Source organism: Granulicella sp. S156, assembly GCF_009766105.1.
Taxonomy (GTDB): Bacteria; Acidobacteriota; Terriglobia; order Terriglobales; family Acidobacteriaceae; genus Granulicella.
On record NZ_LMUH01000005.1, the window covers coordinates 404,828 to 419,399 of the forward strand.

At 59.6% G+C, this 14,572-nt stretch carries 13 protein-coding genes; 3 read left to right on the forward strand and 10 right to left on the reverse strand.

Features of this window, described 5'->3' with window-relative positions; genetic code table 11:
- Nucleotides 1–76: 76 nt before the first annotated feature.
- From GSQ91_RS03845 to GSQ91_RS03865, 5 genes are all read right to left on the reverse strand, one after another.
- Nucleotides 77–1,060: a transglutaminase family protein gene (locus GSQ91_RS03845; RefSeq protein ID WP_158820093.1), complete on the reverse strand. Its 984-nt coding sequence runs from the start codon at nucleotides 1,058–1,060 to the stop codon at nucleotides 77–79.
- Between the two features lie 101 nt (nucleotides 1,061–1,161).
- A complete protein-coding gene (locus tag GSQ91_RS03850; RefSeq protein WP_158819927.1) occupies nucleotides 1,162–2,148 on the reverse strand; it encodes an alpha-E domain-containing protein in 987 nt (328 codons plus the stop codon).
- 96 nt (nucleotides 2,149–2,244) lie between these two features.
- Nucleotides 2,245–2,898 carry a TetR/AcrR family transcriptional regulator gene (locus GSQ91_RS03855; protein WP_158819928.1) on the reverse strand — a complete coding sequence of 218 codons (654 nt, stop codon included), beginning with the start codon at nucleotides 2,896–2,898 and terminating at the stop codon, nucleotides 2,245–2,247.
- A 61-nt stretch (nucleotides 2,899–2,959) separates the two neighbouring features.
- Nucleotides 2,960–3,196, reverse strand: a complete 237-nt coding sequence (locus tag GSQ91_RS03860) for a hypothetical protein (protein WP_158819929.1) — start codon at nucleotides 3,194–3,196, stop codon at nucleotides 2,960–2,962.
- 470 nt (nucleotides 3,197–3,666) lie between these two features.
- The gene (locus tag GSQ91_RS03865; protein WP_371417083.1) at nucleotides 3,667–5,055 is read right to left on the reverse strand and encodes a circularly permuted type 2 ATP-grasp protein; all 1,389 of its coding nucleotides are present in this window, start codon (nucleotides 5,053–5,055) and stop codon (nucleotides 3,667–3,669) included.
- Between the two features lie 471 nt (nucleotides 5,056–5,526).
- Between GSQ91_RS03865 and typA the strand changes: the two genes are divergently transcribed.
- Nucleotides 5,527–7,368, forward strand: a complete 1,842-nt coding sequence (gene typA, locus GSQ91_RS03870) for a translational GTPase TypA (RefSeq protein WP_158819931.1) — start codon at nucleotides 5,527–5,529, stop codon at nucleotides 7,366–7,368.
- Nucleotides 7,369–7,715: 347 nt separating this feature from the next.
- On the opposite strand, the gene GSQ91_RS03875 is transcribed toward typA, so the two are convergent.
- Entirely contained in the window at nucleotides 7,716–8,327 is a 612-nt protein-coding gene (locus tag GSQ91_RS03875) for a superoxide dismutase (protein WP_158819932.1), read from the reverse strand.
- A gap of 283 nt (nucleotides 8,328–8,610) precedes the next feature.
- Here GSQ91_RS03875 and GSQ91_RS03880 point away from each other — a divergent pair, with 283 nt between their 5' ends.
- Nucleotides 8,611–11,079, forward strand: coding sequence for a glycoside hydrolase family 15 protein (locus GSQ91_RS03880; protein WP_158819933.1), 2,469 nt, complete (start codon nucleotides 8,611–8,613; stop codon nucleotides 11,077–11,079).
- Nucleotides 11,080–11,556: 477 nt separating this feature from the next.
- The gene (locus tag GSQ91_RS03885; RefSeq protein WP_158819934.1) at nucleotides 11,557–11,973 is read left to right on the forward strand and encodes a BrxA/BrxB family bacilliredoxin; all 417 of its coding nucleotides are present in this window, start codon (nucleotides 11,557–11,559) and stop codon (nucleotides 11,971–11,973) included.
- A gap of 215 nt (nucleotides 11,974–12,188) precedes the next feature.
- Here the strand turns inward: GSQ91_RS03885 and GSQ91_RS03890 are convergent, their stop codons facing one another.
- From GSQ91_RS03890 to GSQ91_RS03905, 4 genes are all read right to left on the reverse strand, one after another.
- Nucleotides 12,189–12,605, reverse strand: a complete 417-nt coding sequence (locus GSQ91_RS03890) for a VOC family protein (protein ID WP_158819935.1) — start codon at nucleotides 12,603–12,605, stop codon at nucleotides 12,189–12,191.
- Nucleotides 12,606–12,748: 143 nt separating this feature from the next.
- Nucleotides 12,749–13,729 carry an SRPBCC family protein gene (locus tag GSQ91_RS03895; RefSeq protein ID WP_158819936.1) on the reverse strand — a complete coding sequence of 327 codons (981 nt, stop codon included), beginning with the start codon at nucleotides 13,727–13,729 and terminating at the stop codon, nucleotides 12,749–12,751.
- Nucleotides 13,726–14,229, reverse strand: coding sequence for an SRPBCC family protein (locus GSQ91_RS03900; RefSeq protein WP_158819937.1), 504 nt, complete (start codon nucleotides 14,227–14,229; stop codon nucleotides 13,726–13,728). The genes GSQ91_RS03895 and GSQ91_RS03900 overlap by 4 nt, the downstream gene beginning before the upstream one ends.
- Nucleotides 14,210–14,563: a helix-turn-helix transcriptional regulator gene (locus GSQ91_RS03905; protein WP_158819938.1), complete on the reverse strand. Its 354-nt coding sequence runs from the start codon at nucleotides 14,561–14,563 to the stop codon at nucleotides 14,210–14,212. The genes GSQ91_RS03900 and GSQ91_RS03905 overlap by 20 nt, the downstream gene beginning before the upstream one ends.
- Between the last annotated feature and the right edge of the window lie 9 nt (nucleotides 14,564–14,572).

Sequence of the window (14,572 nt, forward strand, 5' to 3'; positions counted from 1 at the left end):
CGTTGGAGTGGTTTTCTCTAGGGAAAATCACTCCAACGCTTTTCTATTTCTCTAAATAGCCGCAGACAGATTGAGTCTATTGCTGTTGCGATTGTTGGTGCTGCCGTTTTGCCGGTGCAGGTTGCTCGGGGAGAGCCTGGGCTTTTTCTACCAGGATCGACCAGTCTTCCGGCACAGGCAGCTCGCGGTCGAGCGACGGCGTGCCCTCGCTCGGCGTCACGCGTACCGCGACTGTCAGCTCGCTCTTGGCGCGGCCGCGGAAGACGCCATGCGTGGGTGGTACGTCCGAGTAGTCGCGGCCGATAGCCGTGCGAATATGGCGATCGCCGGCGATTAGAAAGTTCGTCGGATCGAAACCCACCCACCCCAGCTCAGGCAGAAAGGCCTCGACCCAGGCATGGGTCGCCGATGCTTCCGAACGGTCGCGTGCATCCTCGCCGTGGTACAGATAGCCGCTGACGTAGCGGCAGGGAATCTGCAGCCGAGTACGCACCAGCGCGATCATGATGTGCGAAAAGTCCTGGCAGACGCCGCCCTTGGTGCTGAGCGCGAGATCGATCGGTGAATCGGCCTTGGTGGAGAGCGGCTTGTAGTCGAAGTAGTGGTAGAGCTGTTCGTTCAGCTTGTGCAGCACGCTCAGCGGATCGTCGCGGCGGCGCAGATCGAGATGATTGGCGAGTTCTTCGAGTGCCGGAGTCGAAGTTGCGAACTCACTGGGCAGCAGCATCTCCCAGAAGTCGCTCTGGTGGACCTGGCGATCGAGCTCCGCCCAGGAGCTCTCGGGCAACGATGCAGGCACCTCCAGATGCGGCTGCATCTCGACCAGCGACTCGGCGACAATCACCAGCTGCCCATGCTGGCCTGGGATATCGAAGTGGTGGACCTGGTTGGCCAGGTGGTCGCGATAGCTGAAGACGCGACAGCGCGGACTGACCGAGAGATGGAACGTGAGACATCGCTGGTTCTGGTCAGAGCGCGGGTGCATGCGCGTCTCCATGATGCTCTCGCTCACTTCGGTCTTGTAGAGGAACTTCGTCAGATGCCGGATCGAGTAATACATGGGGCCCTCCGTGCGGTTCGTGGTCGGTTCAAACTGCGTGAGAGTCAACATAGTTCTCTTGCGAATAGCCCTCTGGTGAAGCGTGTTGCTGTGTTGCTGAATCAGCCCGCGAGGGCTGTCTGGATCGAGTAATCGACGTACAAGTGATAGATCGTCTCGTGAATCGCCTGGCATTCCTGTTGGATGCTGCGAAGATAGCTGACAATGTCGCCGGAGAGAATCTCGTCGACGCTGGCGAAGCCGAGCTTCGCGCTGAGGCGTCCAGCGATGCGGTGCAGCTCCTCGGCGCGGCTCTTGCCGGAGTTGCGCTGAATGGCTTGCAGCGCGGTCTGCAGGCTGTCGATGGAGAAGCGCAGCGAGTGCGGAAACTCCGGGTCGAGCAGCAGAAACTCAAGGATGCGCTCAGGCGTAAGGTCGGCGGTGTAGACCTTGCAGTAGGCCTCGAATGCCGTTGCACTACGCAGCAGCCCCATCCACTCGAGATACTCATTGCCCTCGGGCAGGCGGTCCGGTTGCGACCAGAGGTCTTCGTGATAGGCCTCGAGCAGTATGGCGGTCGCGGTGGCACGCTCCAGGTAACGGCCGACCTGAATAAAGTGCCAACCCTCGCCGTGCGACATCGTCGAGTCCGTCACGCCCTGAAACTGGTGGACGGCCTCCATCACCTGTTGCAGGAACGCGGCAGGTGTCTCGCTGTTGTCCTGCAGCGCTTCGGCGTGCATCACGCTCTGCAGCTCAGGCCGCGTGACTTCGAGGTACAGCGAGTTCAGCCGATGCCACTGCTCGGTCGAGATCTGCTCGCGCACATGGCGCGAATTTTCTCTCGCGCGGATGATGCAGGAGAGCACCGAAGACTTGTTGTTCACATCGAAGGTAAGCGTGCGCGCCAGCTCATAGGGGTCGCCGTTCCAGCGGATGCGCCGCGGCTTGCCAAGAGCCTGTACCAGACGCTGCCAGCGGTGGTCGGAGCTGGTGGCGCTCTCATCGAGCATCAGGTTCAGGTTTACGTCGAGCAGGCGCGTCGTGTGCTCCGCGCGTTCCAGATAGCGCGACATCCAGTAGAGCGAATCGGCAACACGTGAGAGCAAATCGTCTCCCTTTCCTGATACAAACTGGCCTGGATAAGGCTTTCCCTCTGCGGCCTGATGAAATCGCTGCCGCTTCGGAAAAATGTAACGGAGATTTCACTTTACACTGACGGCGGCTGTGTTTGAAGGGATCCTTCCATCCGACGGCAATCCGACGGTTCTGAGGCAGAGGCGTTCCAGCTTGTCCGTCAGGCGGTTTCGATTGACTCGTTTTTCAGAGGCACAGGCCGCCTCCGTAACGCCGTGGAAGCCGTTGAACAAAAAGACGGCTGTGAAGTGAGGGTCGTCGATCGACCACGCTCCGGCGGCAGCTCCTGCCTGCAGCAGCTCCAGGAGATGATCGATGACGCGATTGTTGAAAAGGCCTCCATTCCCGACGGCCGGATGGGACTCCAGGTAGACAACATCGTGCAGCGGCTTTAAATCGAAATAGCCGGCCACTCCGGCCTGGGCCCAAGCCTTCAGCTTTCCTGGCCAATCCTCCGCTGCCTTCGTGGCGACCGCTGTTTGTATCTTCTCCAGCAGCCCTAGCTCGAACCGTTCGCGGAGTGCCTCCAGCACGTCCTCTTTGGACGAAAAATAGAGATAGAACGTCCCCTTGGCGACATCGGCGCGCGAGGTGATCTGCTCGATCGTTGTAGGGGCGACGCCCTGTTCCAGGAAGAGGCGATAGGCAGCATGGATCAGCTCGTCACGCCGCTCTTGAGGGGGCTTGGTCCGAGGACGGGCTTTGGTAGCAGTACGCGTCAATACATGTCCTCCATGGCAGAACAAAGGTCACTAACAGCAGCATAGAGCACATGCGGGAAAGTCATGCGTTCGCAGGGGCGTTGGTAACTCTGGCGGCCACGCAAGCCGCAGCGGCAATCGTCACAGGCCGCCAACCCGAAGCGTCGCCGTCTGCAACGCAATCCATCGTCTCTAAAGATTCGATCCAGTCCATGGCTGCCGCGATCGCTTCTTCCGGCCCGTATGTCTTCAGCACAGCCGTATAAAAGGCCGCCAGCTCCTTCTCCGCTGTTCTCAAATCCGTTTCATTCTCGTACATCGCAACGACTCCTTACCACCGGGCTACGACGCCCAGTCTCGAACTCGCCAAGTCCGTATGTAGAGATTATCAGTAATGACTGGTGGTCAGTCAATACAATCTGCAAAATTTAATCCACCGGTGATGGGCCGATGCCTCATTAAAGACAAGGGTTTTATAGTCTGCCCTGGGCGCCGTCGAGTTCCCACACATGGCTGCTGACCATTGTGATCCCCAGCCCGCGTACCCGCGACGAGTTGTTTTTGTCTTTGTTTTTCTGGCTTGTCATTCCGAGCGTAGCGAGCGAACCTGCTGTCTCCCGTTCTTTGTTCGTATCACCCATAGACATATAGGACGGTATTGGAAGGAGATAGCCTGTGTTGGGGCATCGCACTTGTGGTGACATTGGTGAAAAGCGGGAGAAATCAGGTTCGCTCGCTACGCTCGGAATGACAAACCAGAAAGGCAAGCACCCTTCTCCGGTCACACCGCTAACTCAACACCCACGTATCCTTCGACCCGCCACCCTGTGAGCTATTCACCACCAGCGACCCGCGCTTGAGCGCGACCCGCGTAAGTCCCCCGGGCACGATCGTGACCTTGTCCCCATACAGCACATAGGGCCGCAGGTCGACGTGCCGCGGCTCCAGTTCATCGCCGATCAAACACGGCGCGCGAGAGAAGCTGATCGTCGGTTGCGCAATGTAGTTGCGAGGATTGGCCTTGATGCGCTCGGCAAAATCCGCGCGCTCCTTGGCGGTCGAGTGTGGGCCAATCAGCATGCCATAGCCGCCTGACTCGCCCACCGCCTTGACCACCAGCTTGTCGAGGTTCGCCAGCACATGCTGACGGTCCTTCTCTCTCGCGCAGAGGTAGGTCTCGACATTGTTCAGCACCGGCTCTTCGCTCAGGTAGTAGCGGATGATGTCCGGCACATAGGCATAGATCGCCTTGTCGTCGGCGACTCCGGTGCCGAAGGCGTTGGACAGCGTCACATTGCCCGCGCGATACGCATTGAACAGCCCCGCAACGCCCAGCATAGAGTCCGCGCGGAAGGACAGCGGATCGATGAAGTCGTCGTCCACGCGCCGATAGATCACATCCACGCGCCGCAACCCGCTGGTGGTGCGCATGTAGCAGACGTTGTCATGCACCACGAGGTCGCGGCCCTCGACGAGCTCAATACCCATCTGACGAGCCAGGTACGCATGCTCGAAGTAGGCGGAGTTGAAGACCCCGGGAGACAGCAGCACGATGTTCGGCTCCGGACGGCCCTCCGGCGCGAGCGAGCGCAGCGTGCTCAGCAGCACCTGCGTGTAGTGCTCGATCGGCCGCACGTTGTAGCTGCGGAAGAGCTGCGGGAAGATGCGCTTCATTACGCGCCGGTTGGTGAGCATATAGCTCACGCCCGAAGGCACGCGCAGGTTGTCTTCGAGCACGGCGAAGTCGCCGTTCTCGAGTCGAATCAAATCTGTTCCACAGACGGCGATATAGACATTGCGCGGAACCTGCAGGCCGCTCATCTGGCGGCGGAACTGTGGGCACGAGTACACCAGCTCGCGCGGAACGATGCCGTCCTGCAGGATGCGGCCATCGTTATAGATGTCTTTGAGAAAGAGGTTGAGCGCGGTAATGCGCTGGGTCAGGCCCCGCTCCACCGTCGCCCACTCTGCGGCGGTGATGATGCGTGGCAGCAGGTCGTAGGGAAAGATCCGCTCCGTGCCTTCATCGCGCCCGTAGACGGTGAAGGTGATGCCCTGGTTGAGAAAGCTCAGATCGGCGGCCTGTTTGCGCCGCTGGACCTCTTCCGGCGGCAGCGCGGCAAAGTGCTCCAGCAGCGGCTCGTAGTGCTCGTGCAGGGTATTCGCGCCGGAGAACATCTCATCGTACGCATGGTCGAGCTCATAGTTTTTCAGCGCTGCGAGCTCGCGCGGGCGGAGCGGAAGTCCCGAGGAAGTGTTATCCATGTGAATTTTCAGTATAGGGGAACTCCCATAGGCAATTAGCCAACAACTCCAAGCGCGCCACCCATAATTCACTTCGTTTTGAAGGGGCGGGGCTTCAGCCCAGCCGTCAGAAGGCAATCTGTTGCGGTGGCTTTAGCCACGGAGGGGGGGACGATGCCAAGCCTCGCCCCAGAAGCCGTCGCGTACCGTGGCGCTCTCTTCGCGCCCGTTGCGTCAAGGCTTTTACGCCTTCTTGATGGGGCATACCGCCTCGATGCGGTAAACTAACAGGGACGCGCTTTTTACACAATTCCGGAGCCCTGAAGGCCTGCGCCTTCTTCCCCGCGCGCACCTAGCTCCCAAAAACCGATATTAAGACTGATTCAGAACAGGATCCCTCTCTAAGTGAGCACCTCGACGACCGCCCAAGCCATCCGTAACATCGCCATTATTGCCCACGTTGATCACGGCAAGACCACCCTGGTCGACGCCATGCTGCGTCAGAGCGGCACCTTCCGCGCCAACGAAGCCGTTGCCGAGCGCGTCATGGACTCCAACGACCTTGAAAAAGAGCGTGGCATCACCATTCTCGCCAAGAACACGGCGATCCAGTATCACGACTCCAAGATCAACATCGTCGACACCCCCGGCCACGCTGACTTCGGTGGCGAGGTAGAGCGCGCTCTCAAGATGGTCGACGGCGTCGTCCTGCTGGTGGACGCCTCTGAAGGCCCTCTGCCCCAGACCCGCTACGTGCTCTCCAAGGCACTCGAGGCCAAGCTGACGCCGATCGTCGTCGTCAACAAGATTGATCGTCCCGACGCCCGTCCGCAGGAAGTCCTGAACGAGGTCTATGACCTCTTCATCGATCTCGATGCCGACGAGAGCGTCCTCGAGTTCCCTGTCATCTACACCAACGGCAAGGCAGGCACCGCGACTATGGACCTCAACGTCCCCGGCGTGGATCTGCAGCCGCTCTTCGAGCTCATCTTCAAGACCATCCCGGCTGCAACGGGAACTCCTGACGGCGACCTCCAGGTGCTCGTCACCAATCTCGACTACTCCGACTACCTCGGTCGCCTGGCGATTGCCCGTGTCTTCAACGGCACGCTGCGCATCGGCCAGGAGGTCAATCTTTCGCGCATCGACGGCAAGCTCGAAACCGTCAAGGTCACCAAGCTCTTCACCTTCAACGGCCTCAAGCGCACAGACACCAATGAGACCGAGGTCGGCGACATCATCGCCGTCGCCGGTATCCCGGGCATCACCATCGGCGAGAGCTTCTGCGCGCTCGAAAACCCCAAGCCGCTGCCCCCGATCAAGATCGATGAGCCGACCATCGCTATCGTCTTCTCGGTCAACAACGGACCATTCGCTGGCCGTGAAGGCAAGCTCGTCACCTCGCGCAACATCAAGGAGCGTCTCGAAAAGGAGCTCCTCACCAACGTCTCCATCCGTGTCGAAGACACCGGCACTCCGGATAACTTCAAGGTCCTGGGCCGTGGTGAACTCCAGCTCTCCGTGCTCATCGAGATGATGCGCCGCGAAGGCTTCGAGCTCATGGTCTCGCGTCCCACCATCGTCACCAAGCGCATCAATGACCAGCTCATGGAGCCCTCCGAGATCCTCACCATCGATATTCCGGAGAGCTTCGTCGGCACGGTCATCGAACGCCTCGGACCGAGAAAAGGCGAGATGGTCAAGATGGCGAACCACGGCTCAGGCCGTGTCCGCATGGAGTTCAAGGTCCCGTCGCGCGGCCTCATCGGTCTGCGCAACGAGATGCTCACCGAGACCCGCGGCACCATCGTGATGAACTCCATCGCCGGTGAGTACATCCCCTATACCGGTGAGATTCCGCAACGTCCTTCAGGCGCGCTGATCTCCGACCGCCAGGGTGTTACGACGCTTTACGCGCTGGACGGCACGCAAGAGCGCGGAATCCTGTTCCTCGGCGACGGCGTTGAAGTCTACGAAGGCATGATCATCGGCGAGCACTCCCGCGACAACGATCTCGACGTCAACTGCGTCCGCGAGAAGAAGCTAACCAACATGCGCGCCTCCGGTTCTGACGATGCGGTCCGCCTGGTGCCCTTCAAGGTGCTCACGCTGGAACAGTCCATCGAGTTCATCGCAGACGACGAGCTGGTAGAAGTCACGCCCAAGTCGCTGCGCATGCGCAAGAAGATCCTCCAGGCCAACCGCCGCCCCAAGGGCAGCCGCAGCGGCACCCAACAGCCCGAGTAACTCTGAACGGTTCACAGAACAAAGGCCCTCCCACGCGGAGGGCCTTTGTTGTTTTTGTCATTCCCCAACCTCTGTCATCTCGACCGGAGCATGACTGTTTCATCGTCATGCGTAGTGGAGAGACCCCTGTATTTCGCGATGCGCGTATCAGTACCGTCGTCGACTCGAACAAAATACAGGGGTTTCTTGATGCAGAGTGCGCCACAGACGTTTGTATCGCGCTCTGCGTCAAGGGGTCTCTCCACTCGCGATGCTCGGTCGAGATGACAATATGGGGGCAGGCAAAATTTCAGCAACAAAACACACGAGGCCGCCCAAAGGGCGGCCTCGTCACATCCACAACAAAACTACTTCTTCGCGTGCTCGAAGCGCTTATTAACCTCAGCCCAGTTGATGACGTTCCACCAAGCCGCAAGATAATCCGGGCGCTTGTTCTGGTACTTCAGGTAGTAAGCGTGTTCCCAGACATCGTTGCCGAGGATCGGATACAGACCCTGCGACAGCGGATTGTCCTGGTTCGGCGTGGTCAGAATCTCCAGCTTGCCGCCCTTGAACACGAGCCAGCCCCAGCCGGAGCCAAACTGCTTGGCGGTCGTCTCGTTGAACTTTTTCTTGAAATCCTCAAACGAGCCGAAGTCTGCCTTGATCTGCGCTGCGATAGCACCGTTCGGCTCGCCGCCGCCGCCCGGTCCCATGATCTGCCAGAACATCGTGTGGTTGACATGTCCGCCGCCGTTGTTGCGAACGACTCCACGCACATCTTCAGGGATGCTGGCGAGGTCCGAAACCAGCTCTTCGGGCGTCTTCGTGCCGAGCTCGGGGTGCTTCTCAACCGCACCATTCAGATTGGTGACATAGGTCTGGTGATGCTTGTCGTGGTGCAGTTTCATCGTCGCTTCGTCGATGGTCGGCTCGAGAGCGGCATAGTCATAAGGGAGAGGGGGAAGTTCGAAAGCCACGGTAAGTTGCTCCTGTTCGTTCGAGTTGGGGAGCGCATCGGCTCCGCACACTTGGTTGGATGCACGCGCCGCGTTTCGCGGCGCAACATCGTTGAGATTACACCCACGACGCCCGTGGACGTGAAATTCCGGTGAAGAAGCCCTGACGCAACGGGCGCTATGCTACACAAAGAAACACCACGAAAGCCGTCGCGTACCGTGGCGCATCCGTCGCGACCGTTGCGTCAAGGTTTTTGCTCTTGCCCCTGTAACCTCGCTGTCGATTTGTGCTCTCATAGTCACCATGAGCGTCTTCGACGGAACGTATCACTGGCTGGACGATGATGGCCCGGCCTTCGGCGGCCCCGGCCTTGAACCGCGTTGGACTTCGAGCCAAAAAGATGCGGTCTCAACAGCCTATGCGGCTTCAAGCAGGATCTGGTTTACCGCCTCACACGGCACGCTGAACGAGATCTACTACCCCACCATCGATCGTCCGCAGACGCGCGACATGGAACTGCTCTTCACCGACGAGGAGACTTTTTTCCATGAAGACAAGCGCGACTTCAACTACGACTTTCACTACGTCGATGATGACGCACTGGCCGTGCGCGTCGTGGCGACCGACATCGGCGGACGTTACACCGTCACCAAGGAGTTCATCACCGACCCCCATCATCCGGTCGTGTTGATGCACGTGAAGATCGAGGGCGATGAGGCAATCCTTTCGCGGCTCAAGTGTTACGCGCTACTCGCGCCGCACCTGGATGGCGGTGGTGCAGGGAACTCAGCGCGGTCGCTGGACATCGCCGGCAAGCGCTGCATCCTGGCCTGGAAGAACAACATCTCGCTGGCCTTCGGCGCCGATTGCGGCTTCACGCGCTCGAGCTCCGGCTACGTCGGCACCAGTGACGGCTATCAGGATCTCTGCTCGCACATGCACATGGCCTGGAGCTTCGGTCAGGCGCTCGACGGCAACATCGCGATGATGGGCGAGATCGACGTCGCGAAGAACCGCGAGTTCACCATCGCCATCTCGCTCGGCGACGGACACCACTCCGCACTCGCCAGCATGATGCAGACACTCGCCACTCCCTATGCCGAGCATCTGCAGCGCTTTATAGCCCAGTGGCATCGCGCGGAATCACCGAAGCGACTGGCGAAGGCAGCGACCGATGGCGGCAAGCTCTTGCGCATCTCGCACAACGTTATCCTCACCCACGAGGACAAGACTTACTCCGGCGCGTTCATCGCCTCGGCGTCGATCCCCTGGGGCGCATCCAAATCCGACTCCGACCTCGGCGGCTATCACCTGGTCTGGACGCGCGATATGGTGCAATCGGCGACCGCCATGCTGGCCTGCGGCCGCATCGACACGGCCCTCCGCGCTCTCGTCTACCTCGCTTGCACACAGCATCCCGATGGCGGCTTCGCGCAGAACTTCTGGATCGATGGAACTCCCTACTGGCAGGGCATTCAGCTCGATGAAGTAGCGTTCCCCATCATCCTCGCGTGGCGTCTGTGGAAGGCCGACGGCCTCGGCAACTTCGATATCTTCCCCTTCGTCGTGAACGCCTCCGCATTCCTCGTTCGCTATGCGCCGGTGACCCAGCAGGAGCGCTGGGAGGAGAATGCCGGCTACTCGCCCTCCACCCTGGCGGCTGTGATCTCCGCGCTCGTCTGTGCCGCCGATATCTGCATTGCGCACGGCTCCGAAGAGCTCGGCAAGTTCCTGGAGGACTACGCTGACTGGATCGAAGCGCATCTCGATGAGTGGACGACGACCAACCGCGGCATGTTGCTGCCCGACGTTCCGTATCACTACATGCGCATCCGTCCGCCGGCTGAGGGCGAGCCCTTCCACAACCCGCAGATTCCTCCCGGCACGCTGCACCTCTCCAATCGCGGCCCGGGCGAGAAGTTCGCCTTCGAGGCCCGCGAGTTGATTGACGGCGGCTTCCTCGAACTGGTCCGCTACGGTGTTCGCCGGGCCGATGATCCGCTCATCATCGATTCACTCAAGGTCGTCGACGCGGTGCTGAAGATCGACACACCGTACGGTCCCTGCTGGCGCCGCTACAACCACGATGGCTACGGCCAGCGTAAGGATGGCGGCCCGTATCTCGGCTGGGGTCAGGGCCGCGCCTGGCCCATTCTGACCGGCGAGCGCGCCCACTACGAGCTTGCTGCCGGCAAGGATGTCACCTCGTTCGTAACCGCGCTGGAGCAGTTCAGCTCGGTCGGCGGCATGTTGCCCGAGCAGGTATGGGACTACGCCGACCTGCCCTCGGAGGGCATGTACTTCGGCCGTTCGGCGGGCTCCGCCCAGCCGCTGGTCTGGGCCCACGCCGAGTATGTCAAGCTGCTGCGCTCAGTCGCTGACGGCAAGGTCTTCGACCGCATCTCGGTCGTCGAAGAACGCTACGCGGTTCCCAAGGAAAAACGCACCTTCCAGAGCCGCATGGAGATCTTCCAGACCGGCAGACCGATCTCTGCGATGGTGCAGGGCGGAACGCTGCGCATTCTGGATCCGGAACGTTTTCGTGTCGTATACACCACAGACAACTGGGCTACGAAGAGCACACTCGACTCCCGCGTAGTGGGCCGGCCAGGGTCGTTCATCGACATCCAGACCGCCCACGACGAGACCGGGAGCATCCTCTTCACGATCTACTGGCCGGAGAGTGATCGCTGGCTAGGCCACAACTACGAGGTCGCGGTCCACGAAGAACCGCTCCCGCAGGGAACCGCGGCAACGAAGCCGAAATCCTAAAGGGGGTGCGTCTTGTGGCTGGTCGTCTAGAGAGGTATTTTCTGCTTTTGCTTTTCTAGTTGTCATTCCGAGCGCAGTGAGCGAACCTGCTTTCTCCCGTTTTTCGCTAGTGCCGCCACAAACGTTATACGCCAGCACAGACCATGCCCTTCGGGGCTGGTTCTGTGTTGCTTTGTGACTTTCGCGCAAGCCCATTCGTTATCCAAAAATTCTTGATCCGGATTTTCAGTCCGATGGTACTGTGATCGCGACTTGCCCATCTCCATTAGAGAGAGCGGAACATCGTGCGTGGCAGGGGTTGCACAAGGAACCATGCGGAAGAGCCCGAGGTCATAACGAAAGGGCAGGTTATATCGAGTCTTGGCCTGCCACATTGCTTTGATTGCACTTCGCTGAAGCCCATCTCGGGGTTATCTCCGTAGCAGTACGCCGCCATCTCATGGCGTATTCCAACCTACTCCCTACAGGAGAAATACGATGCCTTACAGCCCTTTGTTGGTTAAACCTTTTCGTGACGAAGTTGTAGAAGCCGGCGTTAAGGATTTGCAGACTTCTGCCGACGTCGATACTTTTTTTGCAAACCAGAAGGGCTTATCCCTTCTGTTTATTAATTCAGTGTGCGGCTGCGCAGCAGGGACGGCGCGACCGGCGCTTCGCATTGCACTCGCTAACGACAAAAAACCCGATCAATCGGTTAGCGTCTTTGCCGGCCAGGACCTCGAAGCCACTGCAAAAGCCAGAAATTATTTTCCGGATATCCCGCCTTCCTCTCCATCGTTTGCTTTTTTCAAAGACGGCGAACTGGTGTATTTCATACCCAAGCATCGGATCGAAAGCAGAGATGCCAATTCCGTGGCACAAGATCTGATAAGCGTGTTCCAGGAATTTGCTTGATCGGTGTAGCGACACGGTCCTATCCGCACACCTCCCATCCATCGCGGTGAATCTGCGATGGATGGGAGCCGCACACGTATCGGAACTATTTGTGGCGTGTTTTGCGTCCAGAACGCCAGAGGGGCGCCGAGGTTTCGCGGCGGCCGCCACGAATGCCGTCGCGACCTCCGCGAAACCTCCGCGCCCTCTGCTTTAAAGCTGTTCGCTGTTCGCTCTTAGCTCGGCTGCGGCCCCGGCACAGTCACCATCCAGCCCACGCCGAAGCGGTCTTTCAGCATACCGAACAGCGGCGACCAGAAGGTCTGTGCCAGCGGCATCTGTACGGAGCCGCCTTGACTCAACGCATCGAAGAGTCGCTTCACCTCAGCCTCATCGGTGGACTCCACGCATACCTGAAAGCCACCCAGCGCCTCCTCGCGGCCCTTGGGGGCGTCACAGCCCATCAGGGTAAAACCACCCAACGGCATCGACGTATGCAGGATGAGGTCCTTCGCATCGGGCGGTACAGGTGATCCTGCAGGTGCCTCGCCAAACGTCATGGTGAATTGGATCTTGGTGCCAAACGTCTTCTCATAAAACGCAAACGCTTCGCGACAGGTTCCCGGAAATACTAGGTGCAGATTCGTCTTCATTGTCTTCTCCTCGCTTGTTGTACGTCTCGTTGTACGTCTCGTTGTCAGTTGTCAGTTGTCAGTGTCGGTTGCAGATTCATGGTTGCCAGTCCTCACTAACTGAGAACTGGCAACTGAGAACTGACAACCCACTCGGCACCGAATCATACGCTTTGCAGCAACTCACCCAACCGATCAAGGCTCGAGTTCCATCCAGCAGTCATCCCCTTCAGGTGCTGTTCGGCCCCCGGCTTGGAGTTCATGACATGGACATCCAGCGTGACCTCTGTACCGCCTTCGACCTCGGCAAAGAACACCGAGTTCCAGTTCTCGAACATCGCATCGCCGTTTTTATCCAGCGGTGATGCCGTGAAGTGAAACCTGTATGGCGGATAGAACTCCACGAACCGTCCCGTCATCGGATACACGGTCCCATCCGGTGCCTGCATGTGGATGAGGAGTGCGCCGCCGGCGCGCGCATCGACTTCACACACCGGGTTGGTGAAGCCCTTCGGCCCCCACCACTGTGCCAGCATCTCCGGCTTGGTCCACGCGTCGAAGACCAACTCGCGCGGCGCTGCGAAGAAGCGCCTCAGGTGCAGTTCGCTCGGCACTTCGTTGGGGTCGAGAACCCTCTCGGGCTGTACAGAGTTCATAAACTCCGCGAAGCAGTCGAACGCGCTGTTCCAGCCGCCGTTGTGTCCGTCGCGCTCGCCTTCGGTTGCGAACGGAGCCTGATGAAAGTGCATAACCGTCTTCTTTCCGCGCTCTTCAAAGCGCACGGTAATGATGTTTTCTTTGAAGGGACTTTCGCTGAGCCCCACGCTGGAGCGGTCTTCCCACGCAAACGTGTAGACCAATAGCTCTGGCGGCTTGATCTCGCGGGTTACGCCGCCCTGCCGCAGATAGGCCATCTGCTCACATCCGGGGATGCGGCCTTCCATGCAGAGCCGCCACTTGCCACCCGGTTCCGATGGCGCTACAAACTCTGTTGTCTGGAAGCCGCGCGGGCCCATCCAGTGCTTCGCCATCTCGGGATCGGTCCAGGCCTTCCACACCAACTCCCGTGGTGCGTCGAAGACGCGCGTAATGCGGAGCTCATAACCAGTCGTAGAGGATACGGGCGATAGCGTTGCGGTGCTCATGCGGCAACTCCTTTTGTGGCGAGATGTTCGGCGAGCCGTTCCAGCGTCTGCTTGCCGCCTTCGACGGCGTGGTACTCGCGGATGATGGTGTCGCGCGCTTCGGTGCTGGGGAAGATCATGCGCAGGGTCAACAGTGTCTTGTCGCCCTCTGCCACTTCGAAGGTCACAATCTTCTGAGCGTTCACCTCGGTTGAGCCTTCGCCGCCATGACCGCCGTGCGTGGAGGAGAGGAGCTCAGGCCGCACCACCTCCAGGAAGACGCTCTTATTCGGATAGTCGGTGCCGTCGGGCCCATGCATCACATGGTTCCATTCGCCGCCGGGGCGGACATCCATCTTTTCGATGGTGGTCGTGAAGCCCTCAGGTCCCCACCAGTGAACGATCTGCTCAGGGTCCGTCCACGCGTCGAAGACGAGTTCGCGGGGAGCGTCGATGACGCGTGTGATGACCATCTCGCGACCGTCGGGTTGGACTACGGCGTTACTTTCTCTTGGGTTCATCGTCCTTCTCCTTGGCTTGCAGTTTTTTCAGGTAGTCGTCGAGGCGGTCGAAGCTCTGTTCCCAGAACCTTCGATACTCGTCAATCCAGACAGAGGCATCCTGGAGCGGCCCGGCCTGCAGCTTGCAGGGCCTCCACTGTGCCTCGCGCCCCCGTGCAATGAGTCCAGCCCGCTCCAGCACCTTCAGGTGTTTGGAGATGGCCGGCATGCTCATCTCGAAGGGCGCGGCCAGCTCCGTGACCGAGGTTTCACCCAGGGCCAGCCGCCCCAGAATGGCCCGCCGCGTCGGATCGGCAAGAGCAGCAAACGTCGAGTCGAGATTGGAAGTATGCATATTCATTTC